Here is a 20,254-nt window from a genome sequence, read left to right as displayed (position 1 = left end):
GCATGACGGGAACAGGGCCTTCGATTGCTCTTGTCATTGTCGCGATGGATAGCGCGCTCAGCGAGATTTATCCGCCGCCATTTCAACCTCGCCACGCGCGCTGATGCGCACGTGCACTGCGCCGTCCAAGTCGGTCCGCAGCACGCGGCACCCGTAGCTGCCGTAACGGCGCAGCACGGCCTCATGCGGGAAGCCGAAGCGGTTCTCAAAGCCGACGGACACAACCGCATATCGTGGAGCGACGGCATCGAGGAAGCGCGGACTGCTGGAAGTGCCGCTGCCATGATGCGGCACCTTGAGAATGGTACTCGCCAGAGAGCCGTCAGTGGACGCCGCTAGGTTCTCCTCCCCGCGCCTTTCGATGTCTCCCGAAAACAGCACACGGGTCTCGCCGAAGGCGAGGCTGAGGACCAACGACTGATCGTTGACGCGGAGCCCCTCGGGCTGTTGCGGCGGAGATTGCACGGCGGCGTGCACGCGGCCGATCTGCCGTTGGTCGCCGCGATGCAAGGCGACGCGCTGGACCCCATTGTCGGTGAGGAGCTGCTGCAGACGCGCGAAGGGCTCGGTCGGGGCACACGCGCCGCTGGACCAAAACTCCCGTGGCGAGAAATTCGCCGCGAGGAAGGCGAATCCGCCGTAGTGGTCCCACTCCGGGTGGCTGAGCACCAGATAGTCGACATGGCCGATCTTGCGGCTCCACAGGAAGGGCGCGATAACCCGCTCGCCCATGTCGAAGGCCTCCCCTCTCAGTCCGCCCCCGTCGATGACCATCACCTCCGCACCCGGGAACTCGACCACCGCGCTGTCTCCCTGGCCGACACTCAGAAACGTCACTCGCATCGCCGAGCGGTGATTGCGGTCGGCGTACCACCACGCCGCGTCACCGAACGCCAGTACAGCCAGCACCGCCAGGCTCACCGCGCGTGCACGCCCGGACAGCCGCACCAGCGCTGCCAGTCCCGCATACAGCAGCGCCAGCTCGAAACCACTCGGCGTCACCACCCGCAGATAGGCATAGGGCAAGGCGGAGAAGACCCGCACCAGCCACACCCCAAGCCCGACAAAGGGGCCGGCAATCACGGTGCACAACTGCGCTAGCGGCGCGCAAAGCGGATAGGCCAGGGCTGCCAGCAGTCCGAGTCCGACGGCGACCGATCCGAGCAACGGCACGACCACGGCATTCGCGAGTGGCGCAACGAGGCACACCTGGTTGAAGTGCAAGGCGGTCAAGGGCGTGGTGGCGGCCAAGGCGCTGATGGAGACGACAACGTAGACCGCAATGGGCCGCCACAGCCGCGCTTTCCAGCCACGCAAGCGCACGAGGCGCGCCTCTTCCCATCGTTTCCACCACGGCCAGAACCGTTCCATGCCCCATACCAGTCCGAGCACCGCGACGAACGAGAGCTGGAAGGAGATGTCGAGCGCCGCGCCGGGAGACCACAGCACAATCAAGATAGCGGCGACGGCGAGGCTGACGATGAGGTGACGCTGGCGGTCGACGAGCACGGCGGCGACGAAGACCAGGATCATGATGACGGAGCGAATCGTGGCGACGTTGCTGCCGGCGATGCCGGCGTAGAGCAGGACGGGAATCACCGATAACGCGGTGGCCAACTTTGGAACGTTCAGGCTGAGCAACAGCCAGCGGCTACGCGCCAAGAGCCAGCGGAATATGGCGTATCCTGCGCCGGCCACGAGCGCGACGTGCAGTCCGGAGATGGAGAGCACATGACTCACCCCCGCACGACTGAACGCGGTGCGAAGATCGCGAGGCAGCGCCCCCTGCGTTCCCACGATCAGCGCCCCCAACACTCCCGCTTCCGGCTCCGGCAAGGTGCGCTGAAACATGGCGCCCACGCCTTGGCGCCAGCGCGCCAGCCAGCCGACAATGCCGCTATCAACGTGCCCGAGACGAGCGAATCCGGAATCGTCCTCAGCGACCGCGGTCGCGTAGACACCGCGGCGCGCCAGGTATCCTTCGTAATCAAACTCGCCCGGGTTCCCGAGATTGCGCGGGCGCCGAAGTGTGAGCTCCGCCTGTAACCGATCACCCACCTGCCACGCGTCCTCGAGGTGCCCGACCGTGAGTACCACCTGCCCTCGGGCTGCATACCAGCCATCACCGCCGTCGATGCGCTCCGTTTCGAGAGACAGTCGGGTACGCCCGCCGTTCGGCTCGGGGTCATCGGTCAGCACACCTTCGATGTGCACCGGCACACCCAAGGAGGCCGCAGCCACATGACCCGCAGGGAAGTGAGGACGGTACAGACGGTCGGCACGGGCATTTGCCAGCATGAGCGCCAACACCAGGAGGCCAATGCGCTTCCATACTCCATCCGCATGAAGCAGCAACAGGCTGGCCCCCGCACTAGCTGCGGCGAGTACGGCCGGCGATATTGCGTAACCCAGACCGGCGAAAGCATCACCGGCGATCAGACCTAGGGCGCCGTACACCAGCAACGGTACACGGCGCAGGGATTGCGCCAGTGCCGTCCCGATGACCATCAGCGATGCGTCATCATTGGCGAGACTCCACCTCACCCACATTGGTAAGATGCTTATTAGTACAGAACAGTTAAATTGGCACTAGGTGGCGTGCTTCCGCTCCAATACATCGGGTTGTCGAGAGCGGACGCCGCTTAGGCTTCGGGGCGTGCGTTCAAGGGACCGGCGGCGCTGCTCGTATCGGCCGAGTCCGCCAAGCTGCTCTTGATGGCCGCTGCAAGGGCGGGCGAAATCCCTGGCACCTCGGTCAGGGCTTCCACGCTCGCTTCGCGTATGCGCCGGACACTGCCGAAGTGGCGCAGCAGCCGCTTGCGCCGCGCCGCTCCAATGCCGGGGATGCTATCCAGCTCGGAACGCAGTCGTTCCTGCCGGCGCAACTGCCTGTGATAGGTAATGGCGAACCGGTGGGCTTCATCGCGCACGCGCTGGAGCAAGAAGAGGGCGTTCGAGTTGCGCTTGAGGATGACCGGGTTTTTCCGACCGGGGAGGAAGACGCGTTCCTCGCTGCGCACGACTTCAGGTGACTGCGGTGCCCGCTCGACACGCATCTTCGCCAACCCCACCACGTCCACCTCGTTGATCTCCAACTCGCGCAACACTTCGAGCGCCACGTTCAGCTGCCCCTTGCCGCCGTCCACCACCAGCAGATCGGGGTAGGTCCCCTCTTCCTTGGCGCGGGCAAAGCGCCGCTTGAGGACCTCGTACATCATCATGAAGTCATCCGCTCCGGATACGGTCGTGATGCGAAAGCGGCGGTAGCGACCCTTGTCGGGCTCGCCTTCATCGAAGGTCACCATGGATCCGACCGCCAGGCGGCCCTGGATGTTGGAGATGTCGAAGCATTCGATCCGCTTCGGCGCGTTGCGCAGGTGGAGGCGGCGCTGCAACTCTGCGCTCATACGCTCACGGTTGTGTCCGGCATCCTGCCGCTCGCGGAAACTCTGGCGCGCATTCTCTGCCGCCATCTCCAGCAGGCGGACTTTGTCGCCGCGCTGCGGGCGGAAGATGATCATCCGCTTGCCTTTGCGCTCGCTCAGGTACTCGGCCCGCACGTCCTGGTCTTCGAGATCGACCGGCACCAGGATCTCGTCCGGGACGTAGCGGTCCCCTTGATAGAACTGCGTCAAAACGGCTTCGAGCACCTCTTCGTCGGCGAACTCGAAGTCGGCGAAGCTGTACGTTTGATTGCCGGTCAGCTTGCCTTGGCGGACGAACAGGACCTGCACTTCGATGAAGCCGCCCTCACGGTAGAGGCCGAAGACGTCCTGATCATCTCCCCCGTGCGACACGACCTGCTGCCGCTCCTGCGTCCGTTCGACGGCGCGGATTCTGTCCCGCAGGCGCGCCGCGTCCTCGAACCGCAGCTCATCCGAGGCGCGCCGCATCTCCTCCTCCAGTTGCCGAGTGAGTTGCTGGCTCTTGCCTTCGAGCAGCAGGGTGGCCTCCCGAACATGCCGTTGGTACACCGCGGGATCGACCGGCAGGCAGCAGGGGCCGAGGCAGCGTTTAATTTGATATTCGATGCACGGCCGAGACCGGTTGCGGAACACGCCGTCGCTGCAGGTGCGCAACGGGATCACCTTGCGGATCGTGTCCAGGGTCTCGCGGACGGCCCAGGCGGAAGCGTACGGCCCGAAATATTTGCTCCCGTCTTTGACGATCTTGCGCGTCACCAGGATACGCGGCCACGGGTCCTGCGTGGTGACCTTCACGCTCACGTACGACTTGTCGTCTTTGAGGCGGATGTTGTAGCGGGGCTTGTACTGTTTGATCAGGTTGTTCTCGAGGATCAGCGCTTCCTTATCGTTGACTGTGACCAGCGTTTCGAGGCCGGCAACGCGCTGCATGAGGAAGCGGACTTGGCTGCGCTCGTCGCCGCCGCGGAAGTAGGTGCGGACACGGGCACGCAGGTTCTTCGCCTTGCCGACGTAGATGACCTTGCCGTGGCGGTCTTTGAGCAGGTACACGCCAGGCCGCGGCTGCACCGCGTCGAGCTGCTGGCTCAGGCTTGGCGGGATTGGTAGGCCAGCCGGCAGTGCGTCACAAGCGTCATCGACCACGCCGGCATTATAGCTGTCGGCGTCGCCGGGAGAAGAGTTCCGGCCGGCTCTTGCAGTTCCCAGCGTTCCCCACTAAGTCTCGATGCCATTCAGACCCCGGCTGACAGAGTGGCGCTCCCTCGCATTCGTAGCCGCAGCGAGAACCCGTGGCGCCGCGGGCTCCGCTTCGCGCCGCGGGGAGACCTGGTGTACGTCGTCGCATTGGCACTGGTCGTTCGCATAGGCTTTTGCGTTCTCGTGTATCCTCGCATTGCCGACCGTTTCGTTGAGGCCGACGGCTATGACGTGATCGCGCTGAATCTCGTTGAGGGCAACGGCTACACGATGAACGGCGCACCCGCGGCGGTGGAACGGCTGCCGTTGTATCCGGCGTTGTTGGCCATCAGCATCCTGCTCTTCGGGCCGGTGTCCTGGCCCTGGCAGCTGGCACAATGCCTGTGCGGAGCAATAACCTGTGGGCTCGTCTTCACGATGGCGCGCAAGTACGGCAACCGAACGGGAGCGCTGGCGGCGGCGGCGCTTTGTGCCGTCCATCCCACACTTGTCTTCTACACGGCGCGGCCGCTCACGGAGACCCTCTACATTCTCCTGCTCGTGCTGTTCATGCAGGCGTTGCTGCAACCCGGGTGGCGGGCTCGCTCCGTCGGTCCGCTGTGGGGCTTGCAGCTATTGACCAAGAGCGCAGCGTTTCTCCAGGTTCTGGCCCTCGTTCCGACCGCGTCGCACCGGCGGTTCGGCACGCTGGCACGTACCGCCGGATGTGTCCTCATCATTCTGGCGCCTTGGATGGCGTGGAACCTCTGGATTTCCAGGCAGCCGCACCTCCTCGCTCGAGGTGGGATTACGCTCTACCATGGCCTCTACATTTCCCGGCATGTGAGTTGGACGACACCAACGGGTGATCTCAACCAGGAGGCGGAAATGGCGCTGTGGCAAGAGCTGGCGCGCCACGGTGTGGCGCGCGATGCGGACGTGGAGCAGCGCGACGCGACAGCTCGAAGGGTTGCCGAGGAATGGATCGCCAGTCACTCCGGGGAAGCTTTTCGGCTGTGGCTTCGCAACCTGGCGCTTACCTGGTACCTCGGCCGTAGCCAGCTCAGCATGCTCGTGCACCTGGTAGTGCACGGAGCGCTGTTGATCGCGGCGGGTTTCGGAGCGGTACGCTTGTGGCGAAGGAATCCCCAGGCGCGGGACATGGTGATCATCACGCTGCTCCTCATCGGTGGATACACGGCCTTCCACGCCGCCGTTCAGCCCGCCGTGCGCTACATCCTCCCGGCGGTACCACTTGCCGCCCTGCTGGCAGCAGGCGTCACCCGGAAGTAGCGACCAGTGGCTTCCTTGCTGATGGCTGACAGCTGACTGCTGTTACGGCTCCCACTCGAAGGCGAGCTGGTGTTTCTTTTTCGTGTTGCATTCCTTACACGCGGGAACGAGGTTGCCCTTCGTTGAGCGACCGCCACGGACGAGCGGCACCAGGTGATCCATCGTCAACTCGCGGGGGGGGAACTTCTTGCCGCAATAGTGGCAGATGCCGATGGCCCGTCGCCGCTTCCACCACGGCGACTGGCGTAGCTCGCGCGCCTTTTCCCGTTCGCGCCTAATCTCCTCGTCGGAGAGCACGGCAATCCATTGAACCATCGAGTCGAATCATCATTCCATTACTCGACTGAGTCAATGAGTCGCCCGCCGGTGTGAAATCAGCAGGCTCTGCCCGCTGATGAAGATGCGGGCCGGGGTACGTTCTTGCCGACCATGCCGGCTGCCGCGTTGAAATGATCGGGATGGGCACTGCCGTTCGTGAGGACCTGTGGAGGCAGACACCCACCAACCCAACCGTCCAGTCGGATGGCGCATCCCGGTCATCGATCGCAAACCGGCACCGCCGTAAGTTTCGACACGTTCGAGCAGGCGGGTCGGCGACAAAGAGTTCTACGGAGAAGTTTCCGGGCATCCGCCGTGGCGCCAAAACTCGGTAAAGTCCGATATTCAGACAGATTCAACAATAGTCGACCATACTCATACTGAGTATCCAGCGTACAAAAGCTGTACTCCGGATGTCAGGAGTCGGCGGCAATTTCGGTCTGACGGTCTCTCCAGTCTTTTCGGCACACGATTTGCGTTCAGTCTCAGGGGGACACGAGAGGCGGGGGAGCGTTCGAAGCTTCGAACGAACCCAGTTAGAGAGCAGTGAGCTGTTAGGAGGGGGCAGATGGCTAGACTATTCGTGTGTGACAGTCAGGGCTCGATCACGGCCGACATCGAGGCGAGCGGACCCGTTCTGCATGCGGCGCTGGAAGACGATCAAGCCGACGCGGTTGTGCGGTGCGCGGTGCTGATGGCCCTTTCTGCGCTGGCCAAAGGGGGTGCGTGGCCGACCGCAGCCCTCGAGTCGATGGCGGATTTCATGTCGACGATGCGGCAGGAGGTCCATGCCGAGCAACTGGCGTGATTTCGCGCCAGCGTGCCGCGTTCACCGGCGCGCGCCCGCAAGCCGCGACCCACGCACTGAACCCGGAAGACGCCGTTTCGGCGCAGCGTCGCTGTCCACCGCAGTGGACAGCGCGCCCTTCGCGCCGTCCAAAATAGTGGACACGCCCACGACTGGCTTGTGCGTCGCGGTGGTGAAGCGGGTGGCGGACCAGACGTCTTTTCAGGGCGGCGGTGAGCAGGTCCTCCCGGAGCAGAGGAAATCAGCGAGCGAGTGGTGCAGCGCCAGCGATGGCCAACCACGAGCACAACTCACGGAGTGTGCTTCGCCGTTGTTGTGAGCGGCTCCGTGCTCCTCAGCGGAATGCTGACTCACGCCGCTGACAGCGTGTCGAGCTTGCCCTCTTCGTCGAGGGCGCGCAGCTCGTCGAAGCCGCCGATCGGATCGCCGTCGATGAAAATCTGCGGCACCGTGCGGCGGCCGGATTTCTCGATCATCTTGTCGCGAAGCGCAGCATCCTTACCGACGTCAACTTCTTGAAACGCCACACCCTTGCGCTTCAAGAGGGCCTTGGCTTGTGTGCAATAGGGACAGTATTGCGTCGTGTAGATCACGACCATTGCCATGGTGGTTTCTCGATCTCCCTTCGCGAACCTGTGAGTAACGTAACGAGCGTGCAATCGGCTCGCAAGGGAGTGCTGCCGTAAGCTGTCAGCAATCAGCTGGGGCCGCATGACCGCGCGTGACCGCGCGTTGACTCGGTGGGAAGGCTGGGCTAGGCCGTTGCCTGAATGCCCACCAACATGTTGTCTCGCCGAAAAGAACTCGGCACAGGCCGCTGGCGATTGACTCAATGAGTAGCGCTGAAGCTTTCGCCGAACTCGTCCGCATCATGGAGCGCCTGCGTGGACCCGGTGGATGTCCCTGGGATCGCGAGCAAACACACCAGTCGATCAAACCGTACCTGATCGAAGAGGCCTACGAGGTCGCGGAAGCGATCGAGGAGAACGACACCGACGAGCTGCGGGCCGAGCTGGGAGACCTCTTGCTGCAGATCGTCTTCCACGCCGAAATGGCGCGCGGGGCGGGCCTCTTCACCATCGAAGACGTCGTTCGCGGAATCAGCGCGAAGATGATTCGCCGCCACCCCCACGTCTTCGGCAACGCCGAGGTCAAAGACTCCGACGAGGTGCTGCGTAACTGGGCCCGCATCAAGGCAGAGGAACGCCGGGGCCGCCAAGACCACTCCACCGTCTCGGGGGTACCGCGTGCCCTTCCCGCCCTGCTGCGCTCGCACCGCCTGAGCGAAAAGGCTTCCGGCGTCGGCTTCGATTGGGAACGCGCCAGCGAGGTCCTCGACAAGGCGCGAGAGGAGTTCGCCGAGTTGGAAGCGGCACTGCAGCTGGGCGATCCATCCGAGGTGGAAGCGGAACTCGGCGACCTCTTGTTCGCCCTGACCTCCTTGGGGCGCCATCTCGGCATCCATGCGGAAGATGCCCTCCACCGCGCCAACGATCGCTTCATCCGCCGCTTTCGCTATATCGAGGAGCGCCTCGCCGAACGACACCAGGACGTTCACGATACCTCGGCGGAGGAGATGAATACCCTCTGGGAAGAGGCGAAAGGCAAAGTCTAAGGGGCTGCGCCCAGCGTCTCTTCAGCGGGACCGCACCCTCTTCGACTCCGCTCAGGACACGCGTTGGATGGCGGCGCGCCGACTAAAGCGCCGGACGCACGAAGCGCTGGCGCAGCAATCGCGTCAGCGTCCGCACATCATCCCCACCCAGCGCGATCGCCACGCACGCGAACACGGCGATACCGACAACCAGAGCCAGCGCCAGCACACCGGCATGCACCAGGATGGCCCCACGCTGCGACCAGTCCGTCAGGCCGGCGACGTAACGCACAGCGGGAATCATCGCGAGCGACGCCGCCAAGCTCCGCAAGAACGAGAGCAGGATCTCGGACCCGCCCAACGCACCGAGGCGTCGCCGTAACGCCAAACCGAGCAGGAGCAGATTCACGGTTGCCGCAAGCGACGTGGCCAACGCCAGGCCAGCGTGGCGCAGGTCGACAACAGACGCCACCTGACTGACGGCCGCGATGGTATCCGCGAGCCGGGATTCCCCTGTGGCCCGCACCGGCCCCATCAGCAGCAGACTGAAGCCACAGTTGGCAACGAATGCCCAGGCAGCCGCGATCACCGGGGTGCGCGTGTCCTCCATGGCATAGAAGGCCGGAACCACCAGGCGCACCATAGACACGGGCCACAGCCCGACAGCAAAGGCGTAAAGCGCCTGCGTGGTCAGCGCGACTTCTTCCGCGCCAAACGCGCCGCGCTGGAACAGCACGGACACGATCGGTGTCGCCAGCGCCAGCATGCCCACGGTCGCGGGCACAACGATGACGTTGGTGATGCGAATGGAGAAGGACATGCTGTGCCGCAGTTCAGCGTACGCGCCACGTGCCGCTTGCGCCGAGAAGCTGGGGAGCGCCGCTGTTCCCAGCGCCACCGCAAAGATGCCGAGCGGGAACTCGAAGACGCGATCGGCGTACCAGAGATACGACACACTGCCGCTCGGCAGGACCGATGCGAGCATGGTGCCAATCATCAGGTTGATCTGGTACACCGCGGCGCCAAACACCATAGGAGCCATCAACCGGAGTGCGCGCCGCACCGCTTCGTGCCCGGGCTGCCACCGCGGCATGATCCGCACCCCGTGGCGCAGCAGCGGCGGAATCTGGAGGAGCAGTTGCAGGACACCGCCGACCAACACCCCGTAGGCGAGCCCGTGGACCGGCACCCTCAATCGCGGGCACACGAGGAGGGCCGCGGCGATGATCGACAGGTTCAGGAAAATGGGCGCCATCGCCGGCGCGGCAAAATGGCGAAGGGAATTGAGGATGCCCGAGGCCAAGGCCACCAGACCGACCAGAAAGATGTACGGAAACACCCACCGCGTGAGCGTGACCGTCAGCGCGAGCTTCCCGGGTTCGCCGGCAAATCCGGGCGCGAAAAGCGATGTCCACACCGGCGCGAACGCCACGCCAATCAGGGTGAGCACGAGGAGGACAACGGCCATGAGCGTCGCCAGAGCCGCCGCGGCCTCAACCGCCGCCTCACGCGAGCGGTTGGTGAGGTAGTCGGTGAAGACCGGAACGAAGGCCACGCTCATCGCGCCTTCGGCGACCAAGCGGCGCAACAAATTCGGTATCCGGAAGGCCACGAAGAAGGCATCGGCGGCGACACCGGTGCCGAAGGAGTACCCGATGACGGCATCGCGCACGAGGCCACCGATGCGGCTGATCAGCGTAAAAAAGCCCACCAATCCAGCGGCGCGGGCGATGCGGCGGTTTTCAGTCATGCGATTGGTGCAAGTTGATAGTCAAAAGGTCGAGTGAGCTCCGCACTATCGATTATCAACCATCGACTCTCCCGACCCTCCCGCGACCCTCCCGCGAATTGACCCTCCAGCGGACGTATGCTAACCGACTACCGACTAGCAACTGCAGCGAGGAGAACGCCGTTGGCCCAACGTCACAAATCTGCCATCAAACGACACCGTCAGAGCGTGAAGCATCACGCCCGTAATCAGGTCATCCAAACGCATGTGCGTCACGCCGTACGGGACCTGCGTGAGCTCATAGCCGGCAAAGACCTGGCCACGGCCGAGACCAAGCTGCGTTCCGTCATGACGACGGTGCAGAAGGCAGTGACCAAGGGGGTGCTCCACCGTAACAGCGCGGCGCGGTACATTTCCCGGCTGAGCCATCAGGTTGCCGCCTTGCGGGCGTCGTAACCGCCGCACTCCGATCATCCTTCCGCTTCAGGCTTCGGGGTTCTTTCTGGATCACAGAAAGAGCGCCATGCCAAACTGCATCACCAGTCCGATATCGCCGCTCACCTTCACCTGCCCCTGCATGAAGGCGAGCTGTGGGTCGAGCTGGCCGGATTGAATCTGGGGAACGAGATCGGCCGGTACGGTGACTGTGGCCTGCGGCTCGGTGGGCCGGGGACCGGAACCGAAATACAGCGTAAAGGTCCACGTGCCACCGTCGGGCAACCCGGTCAAGACGAAACGGAGGGCGCCCTTGACGCTGCGCATGCGGTCGATGCGTGAACGGCCGAACGGACGCCGGCTCTGGCCGGACAGGAAGCTGGTCTGGGCCACGCCGGCAGTGAACCTGGCCCAGTCTGCCTCGGATTGCGAAACGGTCATGAACGGCTCGGCGAGCGGGTGGTCCTCCACCTTCATCTCGCCGCCGGCAATGTTGACGTAGCACGACACCGGCAGCGACGGCCCGGTCACCTCCCAGAGCATGGTACCGGTGGCTGCCCGCAACTCATCGAGTTCGTGCTGCGCCATCGCCACTTTCTCCGCGGTCGCCGTGACCAAAGCGCGGAAACGGGGCGCGAGTTGCTCGCGCAGATAGCCGTCAAGCGGCGGCGTATTCTGGATCGGCATATCAGCCATCACGTTGCAGCGCCTCCCGTCGTGTGCTAGCGACTCCTGCGTGAGGATGAATCATGGCAAGAGAGTGTAATATTTGCGGCAAACACCCTTCCGTCGGCAACAGCGTTAGCCACGCGAACAACCGCAGCAAGCGGACGTGGCGCCCAAACCTGCAGCGGGTGCGTGCCAATGTCAATGGCACCGTGCGGGCCATTCTGGCCTGCACACGCTGCATCCGTTCCGGCAAAGTGATCAAGGCCGCTCAACGGCGCGCCGCGTAAGGCAGCTCTCGGCTGTCAGCATTCAGCTTGCAGCCAGCACCGCAATCGCATCGATCTCGACCCGGGCGCCGCGCGGCAAGGCCGCAACCCCGACCGTTGCACGGGCCGGGAACGGGGCGGCGAAGACCCCTGCGTACACCTCGTTGACGCGGCTGAAATCCGCGAGATCGACGAGGTAAATCGTCGTCCGGACGACAGCGTCCAGTGATGTGCCTGCGGCGGCCAGTACCGCACGCAGGTTCTCCAACACCTGCGTCACCTCGGCGACTACCCCGCCCGGCACCAGCTCGCCGCGGGCAGGATCGAGGCCGATCTGCCCCGAGAGAAACACCCACGGCCCCACCCGCACCGCCTGTGAGTAGGGGCCGATAGCCTGCGGTGCCTTGTCGGTTGCAATCGCGTTTTTCATGACGTCAGCTTTCAGCGATCAGCACTCAGAGGCTGTGAGGAAATGCGTGGTCCGCGACCACGGCGATTCTGCCTTGGGTTGCGCCAAAGAGGCGCAATGCCGGTGGTATAGGCTTCCAGCCTGTACGAACCCGGCGGCCGTTCGGCCGCACGTTCACTGGTACAGGCTGGAAGCCTATACCACCATGGGCGACCTTCGGCCGCTCACACAGAGTGTGCTGACGAAATCTCATTTGCCTTCGTACCAATTTCCTCACAGACTCTCAGCCTTCAGCGCGGAAGATGTCCATAAAATCCTCATCCCTTCAAGCTGACCGCTGATCGCTGACGGCTATCCCCTTGCCCGTGCCACCTTCATGACGCCGCGCACCTTGCCGATGGAGCGGATGACGCGGTTCAGCTGATCCGCGCTGCTCACCACCACCTCGAAAGTATTGACCGCCTTCTTGTCGGCCACGCTGCGCACGTGGGCGCGGCTGATGTTCACCCCGGCGGCGCTGATGGCCTTGCTCATGGCGGCCAGCAGGCCCGGCTCGTCGATGCACATCACCTCGACCGTCACCGGCCGCGGCCCGGCTGCGCCGTCTTCCCACACGACTTCGATGCGCCGCTGGGGATCGCTTTCCAGCACGCGTGGGCAGTCGACCGAATGCACGGTGACGCCGCGTCCGCGCGTGATGAAGCCGAGGATGCGTTCGCCCGGCAACGGATCGCAGCATTTGCCGAAGCGCACCAACATGTCCTCCACACCGCTGACCCGCACCCCGGCCTTATTCTGGCCCGCCATCTTGCGAAACAGGCGCTTGAGGGTGCTTTCTTCCGGCGCCGGCCGCTGCTGCAGGGATTCCGGCGGCAGCAGCTTGGCCAGCACCTGATGCGAGGTGATTTTGCCGTACCCGAGGCTGGCGAGCAGCGTCTCTTCATCGCGCTCCGACATGTCGCTGATCAGCCGGGCCAGCCGGCCGTCCTTCCGCAACTTGCCGAGATCGAGGCGGTAGCGGCTCAGGTCGCGCTCGAGAATCTCGCGCCCGACCGCCACGCTGCGCGTGCGTTGCTGGTGCTTGATCCAGTTGCGAATCTTGGCCTTGGCGCGGCTGGTCTTGGCGAAATTGAGCCAGTCCTTGCTCGGCGTCTGGCTGGTCGTGGTGATGATCTCCACCGTATCCCCGCTGCGCAAGGCGTAGCGGAACGGGACCAGTCGGCCGTTGACGCGCGCCCCGGCGCAGTGCTGACCCACTTCCGAGTGAATCCGATAGGCGAAGTCGATGACCGTGGAGCCTTCCGGGAAACTGAGCAGGTCGCCCTTGGGTGTGAAGACGAAGACCTCGTCGCTGAACAGGTCCTCCTTGACCGAGCGCATGAACTCCTGCGGGTCCTGGACATTCTGTTGCCACTCGAGCAGCTCCCGCAGCCAGGTGAACCGCTGCGCATCTTCTTCGGCCACTTGCCTGCCGCCCTTGTAGCGCCAGTGCGCCGCGATGCCCATTTCGGCGACGCGGTGCATGGTGTGCGTGCGGATCTGCACTTCCATGCGTTCGCCGTAGGGACCGATGACGGTGGTGTGCAGGGACTGGTACATGTTGAACTTGGGCAGCGCGATGTAGTCCTTGAAGCGCGACGTAATCGGCTTCCACTCGGCGTGCACCACCCCCAAGGCCGCGTAGCACTCCTGCACCGTGTCGACGACAATGCGGAAGGCCACCAGGTCGTAGATCTGGTCGTACAGCAGGTTCTGCGCCTGCATCTTCTGGTAGATGGAGTAGAAGTGCTTGGGGCGGCCGGTAACCTCCGCCTCGATGCCGTTTGCCTCCAGGCGTTTCGAGAGGATGGAGATGACCTCCTGGATGTAATGCTCGCGCTCCGCCTTCTTCTTGGCCACATTGCGCTTGAGCTGGTAGTACACCTCGGGACGCAGGTAGCGCAGCGAGTTGTCTTCCAACTCGCTCTTCATCCAGTAAATGCCGAGGCGGTGCGCCAGCGGCGCGTAGATATCGAGGGTCTCCTGGGCGATCTCCAGCTGGCGTTCGGGCGGCAGGTGGTTGAGGGTGCGCATGTTGTGGGTGCGGTCCGCCAGCTTGATCAGGATGACCCGAATGTCGCGCGCCATCGCCAGGATCATCTTGCGGAAATTCTCCGCCTGCTTTTCCTCACGGCTGCTGAAGCTGATCTGGCTGATCTTGGTGACCCCATCCACGAGCGCCGCGATGTCCGCACCGAACTTCTCCTCGATCTCGGGCAACGTCGCCAGCGTATCTTCCACGGTGTCGTGCAGCAGCCCGGTGACGATGCTGGCCACGTCGAGCTTGAGATCGGTGATGACGCCGGCGACCTCGACCGGGTGGGTCAGGTAGGGCTCACCCGACAAACGCTTCTGGCCCTTGTGCACGGCGGCCGAGAAGTCGTAGGCACGGCGGATGAGATCGATGTCGGCGCTGCTGTCGTAGCCCCGCACGCGTTCGATCAAGCCGTTCAAGTTCATCGGCTCACCCTCGGCACCTTGCCGCGGCCAAAGCGTTCGGCCACGCACGCCAGAATCCTATCGGCCAGCTGCTCCGGGTTTTGATCGTCGCTGTTCAACACCACGTCGTAAATCGAGGTATCGTTCAAATCAAAACCGTAGATTTCCTTGTAGCGCTTGGCGTCGGAGTTCTGACGCGCCCCGTTCAATCGCACCACCTCGTGCCAGTCCCGCGCTTCGCGCTGGGCCACGCGGCGGGCCCGCACTTCGTCACTGGCGGTCAGCCACACTTTGAGCGCATCGATCCCTTCTTGCAGGGAAATGAATCCTGCCAAACGACCCTCGAGAATCACCTCGCCCCGGCGTGCATACTCGGCCATCTTGGCGTCGAGCACCCGATCGATGGAGTGATCCTGTTCGGCCAGCCGGTTGAACTCCTCGAGGGACAGCGCGCGGTCCTCAGCTTCGCGACGATACAGGTCGCCGGCATAGACGTGCGGCACACGGAGGTGTTGGCTCAGCAGCCGAGCCACTGTGGTCTTACCGCTACCTGGAAGGCCGGAAATGGTGATCAACACGATAGGATTCTAGCGAGATCGGGCTGACAAATCACGCGCGTGGCGCAGGACGGCTTATGGCTGATGGCCTATGGTTCGGAAGAGATTTGGACCATAAGCGATATGCCATAAGCCATAAGCCGTCCTCCGCCAGCTTCACTCCACATTCTGTACCTGCTCGCGCAGCTTCTCGATTTCGCCGCGGGCTTCGAGGCTGAGATCGGTGAGCCCGAGGTCGTTGCTCTTCGAGGCGATGGTATTCACCTCGCGGTGGATCTCCTGCAGCAAGAAATCCATGCGCTTCCCGACCGGCTCGTCGCTGCTGCACAGTGTCTGTAAGGCGCTGAGGTGGGTCTCCAAGCGCACCAGCTCTTCGGTAATGTCGCCCCGGCTGAGCACGAAGGCGAGCTCCTGCGCCAGGCGTTCTGCGTCGACCGTCGCGCCCTCCAGCAGCGCCTGCACCCGCTGCCGCAGGCGCTTGGCGGCCTCCGGAGCCGCGGCCGAAATCCGGGCGCGCATCCGGCGAGCCAGCTTGCGCAATCGCTGTACCCGCTGTCGCATGTCGCGCGCCAGCGCCCGTCCTTCGCGCTCGCGCTCATGGTCGAAGGCGTGCAGGGCCTGCTGCACGGCCTGACGGAGGCGCGGCAACTCGTTGGTGGACTCGCCGCGCCGTTCGACGATGCGCACGAGATCGGGACGCGCCAGAAGAAACTGCAGATCGACCTCGCCGCCGAGGCCGAGCGCCACCTGCATCTGCCGCCAGGCATCGACGTACGCACGTGCCAGGGGCGTGTTGACCTCGACCGCAAAGTCGCCGGCCGCGGTTCCCGAACGGCTGATGTTCACGTCGACTTTGCCGCGCGCTACCGCCGCTTGCACCAGCTGCCGCAGCTCCGCCTCTGATGGCATGTACTCGCGCGGCATGTTGAAGCGCGTTTCGAGAAAGCGCTGATTGACGCTGCGAATCTCGACGCTGATCTTGCAGCCGTCGCCCTGCCATGCCCCCTGGCCGAATCCGGTCATGCTTTTCATGATTCACCCACTCCATCCGCCAGCAGGGCGCGCCGGAGTTCCGCCGCGCTCAGCGTCGCCGTGCCGAGTTTTCCGATGACGACCCCGGCGGCATGGTTCGCCAGCAGAGCCGCCTCATTCAGGTCTGCGCCGGCCGCCAACGCCAGTGCGCACGCCGCGACCACGGTGTCACCCGCGCCGGTCACGTCGAACACCTGACGGGCCGCCGTCGGGAAGTGCCGGGCCGCCGCGTCCCGCGTGAATAACGTCATGCCGTGCTCGCCACGGGTGATGAGGATGGCCTCGGCCTGCCACTTTTCCAGCAACCGCTGACCGGCGGCCGCGAGGCTGGCGTCATCTCGGATCTCGACGCCGGCGGCCTCCGACGCCTCGAGGAGATTCGGGGTCGCGAGGGTGAGACCGGCGTAGTGCGGGAAGTTTGGCTTCTTGGGATCGACAATCAAGCGGAACGTGCGCCGCTCCCGTGCCGCCCGCAGGGTCGCCAGCAGCTCGCTGGTGATTACGCCCTTGCCGTAGTCGGACAGTACCACGGCATCGAAATCCCACACGTGGCGTTGCAGAAACCGGGCAAGTGCCGCGGCCGCGTGGCCGGGGTGGACATGCTGCTCGCGGTCGAAGCGAACCACCTGCTGGTTGTGGGCGATGATGCGCGTCTTGCGCACTGTGATCGCGCTCCGAGAGGTAATCACGCCGGCGGTGCCCGCGCCGATGCGCTTGAGTTCCCCCGCAAGCCGGCGGCCGGCGGTGTCGCGGCCGATGATGCCGCATGCCGTCGCCTGTCCGCCCAGCGCTTGGATGTTGTGTACGACGTTGGCCGCGCCGCCCAGATGAAACGTCTCGCGCGTCACCTGGACCACCGGCACGGGCGCCTCCGGTGAGATGCGGTCGACGCGTCCCCAAATGAACTGGTCGAGCATGAGATCGCCCACCACGAGCAAGCGGACTTTGGCGAAGCGTCGAATGAGTGTGCCGAGCCGCCGCTGCGGGTGGGTTCGGCCGGGCGTCGCATGATCGTGCGTGCCGGTCACGATCGTCGTCCCTCAGTCCAGCTCCGTATCGTGTCACAAACCCACGTCAGCGCCTTTTCCGTCAGCTCCGGGTACAGCGGCAGCGCCAGCACCTCGTGGGCCGCAGCTTCGGACGCCGGAAAGTCACCGGCGCGATATCCCAATGAGGCGAAGGCCGGCTGCAGATGAAGGGGAACGGCGTAATGCACAGCGGTAGCGATCCCGCAGTGGTCGAGGTGTTCGTGCAGGGCGTCGCGCTCGCCGCAGCGCACGACGAACAGGTGATAGACGTGCTCGCGGCCCGCCGCAGTTTCCGGGAGGGTGATCCCCGGCAGGCCGGCCAAGCCGCGGCGGTAGGCGGCGGCCAACGCTTGCCGCCGCGCGTTCCACTGATCGAGATGGGGCAGCTTCACCCGCAACAGGGCTGCCTGCAAGCCGTCCAGGCGCGCATTGAAGCCCACGATGCTGTGCACATATTTTTTCGTCTGACCGTGATCGCGCAGTAGCCTCAGCCGTGCCGCCAGCTCCGCATCGTGCGTGGTAACGGCGCCAGCGTCCCCGAGTGCCCCGAGGTTCTTGCTCGGATAGAAACTGAAACACCCCAGCCGGCCCAGCCCCCCGACCCGTCGCCCGCGGTAACGCGCGCCATGCGCCTGCGCCGCGTCCTCGACCACGGCAGCGCCGCACTCCTGCGCTAGTGCCGTAATCTCATCCATGGCGGCTGGCTGCCCATACAAGTGTACGGGGATAATGGCGCGAACCGAACGCGCCTGCAGGGTACGACGTAACGCCTCCGTATCAAGCGTGAAAGTCGCCGGATCGATATCGACCAGCACGGGCCGGGCACCGACATGATAGACGGCCTCCGCGGTCGCCGCGAACGTGAATGCCGGCAAGGCGACGAAATCGCCCTGGCCGACGGCGAGGGCGCGCAGGGCCAGGGCCAGCGCTTCGGTGCCATTCGAGACGCCGACGGCGTGCGGGACTTCGCACACGGCGGCGAACTCGTGCTCGAACGCTTCCACCTCGGCTCCGTGGATGAACGCCGACGCGTCGACAACCCGATCGAAGGCGGCGCGCAGCTCGGCGCGCAAAGCGTCGTGCTGCGCGCGCAGGTTTGCAGCCGGGACGCGCATCAGGGCGGGCATATCGGAGGGCTCCGGAAACGTCAACGGCCGGCGCCGCCCTGCAGACTGCCTCCAACCCCTGTCTCAAGCGCCCGCCGCGCAGCCCGCTCCACATCGTCGACGCTGAGATGCCTCTGCATGCAGTGGTAGTAGGGGCAGCGCGGGCCGAGACACTTCGGGCACACCAGGTCGACCGCAGGCTGCAACACCTCGACGCGCGCGCCGACCGGCGCCCACCGCGCCGGTACGCTCGAGCGGAGGGGTGAGTAGAGCGCCACCACCGGGACGCCGACGGCGGCCGCCAGATGCGTGGGGCCGGTCGCGCTACCAACGTAGAGCGCGCAACGCCTGAGCAACGCCGCCAGTTGCGGAAGCGCCAGTTTCCCGCCGAGGTCGACCGCACCCGGTCCAATGATGCGTGCCACTTGCGCCGTCAGCCCCACCTCCTGCGCACCTCCGGTAATCACCACCTGCACGTCACATGCCTGTAAACGCTTCCCCAACTCGCCGTACTGCGCCGGCGACCAGTTCAGGGCCGAACCGGCGTTCCCGGGATGGATCACCACCAACCTCGTGTTGTGGACATCGGCAAGCTGCAACAGGCGTTCGACGTGCGCGGCATCCGCCGAGTCGACTCGCCACGCCATGCCGGATACTCCCGCCTGTGTGACTCCGAGGGAACGAAACAGGTTGAGGTTGTAGATCGCTTCGTGTTTCCATGGCGGTCGTCTCCGATGCTCACGTACGCGTCGGTTGAACAGGAACGAGTAGGCGCGATAGGCCGTGCCGACACGAACAGAAACGCCGGCAAGATAGACGGCCAGCGCCAATCGCGGTGTCGGGTGCACCAGTACTGCGGCGTCACATCCGAGGCGACGGATCTGTTGGGCGAGGCGGCGCACGCCGCGCAACCCGGAGCCCTTGGCTTCAAGCGGATCGATCTCCACTTGGTCGACGTCAGGATGATGCCGTGCGGCCTCCGCGTTTGCTGCGGACGCAAGTACGGTGACGCGGCACGCAGGGTACGCCACCTTGAGTGCATGCACCGCAGGCAAGGTGAGCAACATATCGCCGAGGTGGTCGGTGCGGACCACGAGGACGTGCTGCGGCGGCGTGGTCATCTGCAATCAGTGGATAGCGCGCCCGGCACGATTGATCCACCTCCCCAGATCGTTTAGATTCGGGCGGCAATGCGGATCAGCGGCTTTACCTTCGTACGCAATGCCCTCGACCTCTACTATCCGATGGTCGAGTCGATCACCTCGATCCTGCCCATTTGCGACGAGTTCATCGTGGTCGCGGGCGATTCCACCGATGGCACCACCGCGCTGCTGCGGAGCATCAAGGACCCGAAGATCAAGATCATCGAAACCGTCTGGGACACGAGTCTCTTCGTCGCCGGTGCCATCTACGCGCACCAGACCAACATCGCGCTGGATGCGTGCACGGGCGACTGGGCCTTCTACGTGCAGGCCGACGAGGTCGTCCATGAAGACGACCTGCAACCGCTCGTCGACCGGATGCGAAGCGGCCTGGCTGATCGCCGCATCGAAGGCATGCTGTTCGACTACCTGCACTTCTTCGGCGACTACGAGCATTACATGACCTCGCACGGCTGGTACGCGAAGGAAATCCGCGTGGTCCGCACCGGCATCGGGATACGGTCGTGGAAGGGCGCGCAAGGCTTTCGGCGCGGGGCCGAGAAGCTGCACGTGGTCCGCTCTGGAGGTCGCATCTTCCATTATGGTTGGGTACGACCGCCCCGCCACATGATGCGCAAGACGCAGGCCTTTGTGGCGCTCCACCACGGTCAGGCGGCGGCCGATGCCAGCTATCCCGACACCGGTTCCGATTTCGATTTCGGCAGGCTGCATGGCCGGGCGGCGTTCACTGACACCCATCCAGCCGTGATGCAGGGGCGCATCGCAGCC

19 protein-coding genes are annotated in these 20,254 nt (G+C 64.5%); 6 read left to right on the top strand and 13 right to left on the bottom strand.

Features of this window, described 5'->3' with window-relative positions; all coding sequences use genetic code 11:
- Window positions 1-57 precede the first annotated feature (57 nt).
- The gene (locus tag VF515_06495; GenBank protein HEX7407287.1) at window positions 58-2,550 is read right to left on the bottom strand and encodes a DNA internalization-related competence protein ComEC/Rec2; all 2,493 of its coding nucleotides are present in this window, start codon (window positions 2,548-2,550) and stop codon (window positions 58-60) included.
- A gap of 92 nt (window positions 2,551-2,642) precedes the next feature.
- A complete protein-coding gene (uvrC, locus tag VF515_06490) occupies window positions 2,643-4,568 on the bottom strand; it encodes an excinuclease ABC subunit UvrC (protein ID HEX7407286.1) in 1,926 nt (641 codons plus the stop codon).
- Window positions 4,569-4,676: 108 nt separating this feature from the next.
- On the opposite strand from uvrC, the gene VF515_06485 reads away from it, so the two are divergent.
- Window positions 4,677-5,894, top strand: coding sequence for a glycosyltransferase family 39 protein (locus VF515_06485; GenBank protein HEX7407285.1), 1,218 nt, complete (start codon window positions 4,677-4,679; stop codon window positions 5,892-5,894).
- Between the two features lie 42 nt (window positions 5,895-5,936).
- On the opposite strand, the gene VF515_06480 is transcribed toward VF515_06485, so the two are convergent.
- Window positions 5,937-6,209: an HNH endonuclease gene (locus VF515_06480; protein HEX7407284.1), complete on the bottom strand. Its 273-nt coding sequence runs from the start codon at window positions 6,207-6,209 to the stop codon at window positions 5,937-5,939.
- 571 nt (window positions 6,210-6,780) lie between these two features.
- On the opposite strand from VF515_06480, the gene VF515_06475 reads away from it, so the two are divergent.
- The gene (locus tag VF515_06475) at window positions 6,781-7,020 is read left to right on the top strand and encodes a hypothetical protein (GenBank protein HEX7407283.1); all 240 of its coding nucleotides are present in this window, start codon (window positions 6,781-6,783) and stop codon (window positions 7,018-7,020) included.
- 350 nt (window positions 7,021-7,370) lie between these two features.
- Here VF515_06475 and grxC read toward each other — a convergent pair whose 3' ends face one another.
- Entirely contained in the window at window positions 7,371-7,625 is a 255-nt protein-coding gene (grxC, locus tag VF515_06470) for a glutaredoxin 3 (protein HEX7407282.1), read from the bottom strand.
- A gap of 227 nt (window positions 7,626-7,852) precedes the next feature.
- Between grxC and mazG the strand changes: the two genes are divergently transcribed.
- Entirely contained in the window at window positions 7,853-8,635 is a 783-nt protein-coding gene (gene mazG / locus VF515_06465; GenBank protein ID HEX7407281.1) for a nucleoside triphosphate pyrophosphohydrolase, read from the top strand.
- Window positions 8,636-8,717: 82 nt separating this feature from the next.
- Here mazG and murJ read toward each other — a convergent pair whose 3' ends face one another.
- On the bottom strand, window positions 8,718-10,364 hold the full coding sequence (gene murJ, locus VF515_06460) for a murein biosynthesis integral membrane protein MurJ (GenBank protein ID HEX7407280.1): 1,647 nt from the start codon (window positions 10,362-10,364) through the stop codon (window positions 8,718-8,720).
- A gap of 162 nt (window positions 10,365-10,526) precedes the next feature.
- Between murJ and rpsT the strand changes: the two genes are divergently transcribed.
- A complete protein-coding gene (rpsT, locus tag VF515_06455) occupies window positions 10,527-10,799 on the top strand; it encodes a 30S ribosomal protein S20 (protein ID HEX7407279.1) in 273 nt (90 codons plus the stop codon).
- A 51-nt stretch (window positions 10,800-10,850) separates the two neighbouring features.
- Here rpsT and VF515_06450 read toward each other — a convergent pair whose 3' ends face one another.
- The gene (locus VF515_06450; protein HEX7407278.1) at window positions 10,851-11,474 is read right to left on the bottom strand and encodes an SCP2 sterol-binding domain-containing protein; all 624 of its coding nucleotides are present in this window, start codon (window positions 11,472-11,474) and stop codon (window positions 10,851-10,853) included.
- Window positions 11,475-11,527: 53 nt separating this feature from the next.
- On the opposite strand from VF515_06450, the gene rpmB reads away from it, so the two are divergent.
- A complete protein-coding gene (gene rpmB, locus VF515_06445; GenBank protein HEX7407277.1) occupies window positions 11,528-11,734 on the top strand; it encodes a 50S ribosomal protein L28 in 207 nt (68 codons plus the stop codon).
- Window positions 11,735-11,756: 22 nt separating this feature from the next.
- On the opposite strand, the gene VF515_06440 is transcribed toward rpmB, so the two are convergent.
- The 7 genes from VF515_06440 to VF515_06410 all read right to left on the bottom strand — a co-directional run bounded on the left by VF515_06440 (window position 11,757) and on the right by VF515_06410 (window position 19,444).
- The gene (locus VF515_06440) at window positions 11,757-12,143 is read right to left on the bottom strand and encodes a RidA family protein (protein ID HEX7407276.1); all 387 of its coding nucleotides are present in this window, start codon (window positions 12,141-12,143) and stop codon (window positions 11,757-11,759) included.
- A 330-nt stretch (window positions 12,144-12,473) separates the two neighbouring features.
- Window positions 12,474-14,621, bottom strand: a complete 2,148-nt coding sequence (locus tag VF515_06435) for a bifunctional (p)ppGpp synthetase/guanosine-3',5'-bis(diphosphate) 3'-pyrophosphohydrolase (GenBank protein ID HEX7407275.1) — start codon at window positions 14,619-14,621, stop codon at window positions 12,474-12,476.
- Window positions 14,618-15,178: an AAA family ATPase gene (locus VF515_06430; protein HEX7407274.1), complete on the bottom strand. Its 561-nt coding sequence runs from the start codon at window positions 15,176-15,178 to the stop codon at window positions 14,618-14,620. Before VF515_06430 ends, VF515_06435 begins: the two co-directional genes overlap by 4 nt.
- Before the next feature lie 135 nt (window positions 15,179-15,313).
- Window positions 15,314-16,189 carry a YicC/YloC family endoribonuclease gene (locus tag VF515_06425; GenBank protein HEX7407273.1) on the bottom strand — a complete coding sequence of 292 codons (876 nt, stop codon included), beginning with the start codon at window positions 16,187-16,189 and terminating at the stop codon, window positions 15,314-15,316.
- On the bottom strand, window positions 16,186-17,217 hold the full coding sequence (gene rfaE1 / locus VF515_06420) for a D-glycero-beta-D-manno-heptose-7-phosphate kinase (GenBank protein HEX7407272.1): 1,032 nt from the start codon (window positions 17,215-17,217) through the stop codon (window positions 16,186-16,188). The genes VF515_06425 and rfaE1 overlap by 4 nt, the downstream gene beginning before the upstream one ends.
- On the bottom strand, window positions 17,214-18,344 hold the full coding sequence (locus tag VF515_06415) for a DegT/DnrJ/EryC1/StrS family aminotransferase (protein ID HEX7407271.1): 1,131 nt from the start codon (window positions 18,342-18,344) through the stop codon (window positions 17,214-17,216). The genes rfaE1 and VF515_06415 overlap by 4 nt, the downstream gene beginning before the upstream one ends.
- Window positions 18,345-18,364: 20 nt before the next feature.
- Window positions 18,365-19,444, bottom strand: a complete 1,080-nt coding sequence (locus VF515_06410) for a glycosyltransferase family 9 protein (protein ID HEX7407270.1) — start codon at window positions 19,442-19,444, stop codon at window positions 18,365-18,367.
- 69 nt (window positions 19,445-19,513) lie between these two features.
- Between VF515_06410 and VF515_06405 the strand changes: the two genes are divergently transcribed.
- Window positions 19,514-20,254, top strand: a 741-nt coding sequence (locus tag VF515_06405) for a glycosyltransferase (GenBank protein ID HEX7407269.1), incomplete at its 3' end; no start/stop codon positions are given.

Source organism: Candidatus Binatia bacterium, assembly GCA_036382395.1.
Lineage (GTDB): Bacteria > Desulfobacterota > Binatia > HRBIN30 > HRBIN30 > JAGDMS01.
Note: the sequence above shows the minus strand (reverse complement) of the source record. Positions and strands in the feature narration are given on the sequence as shown.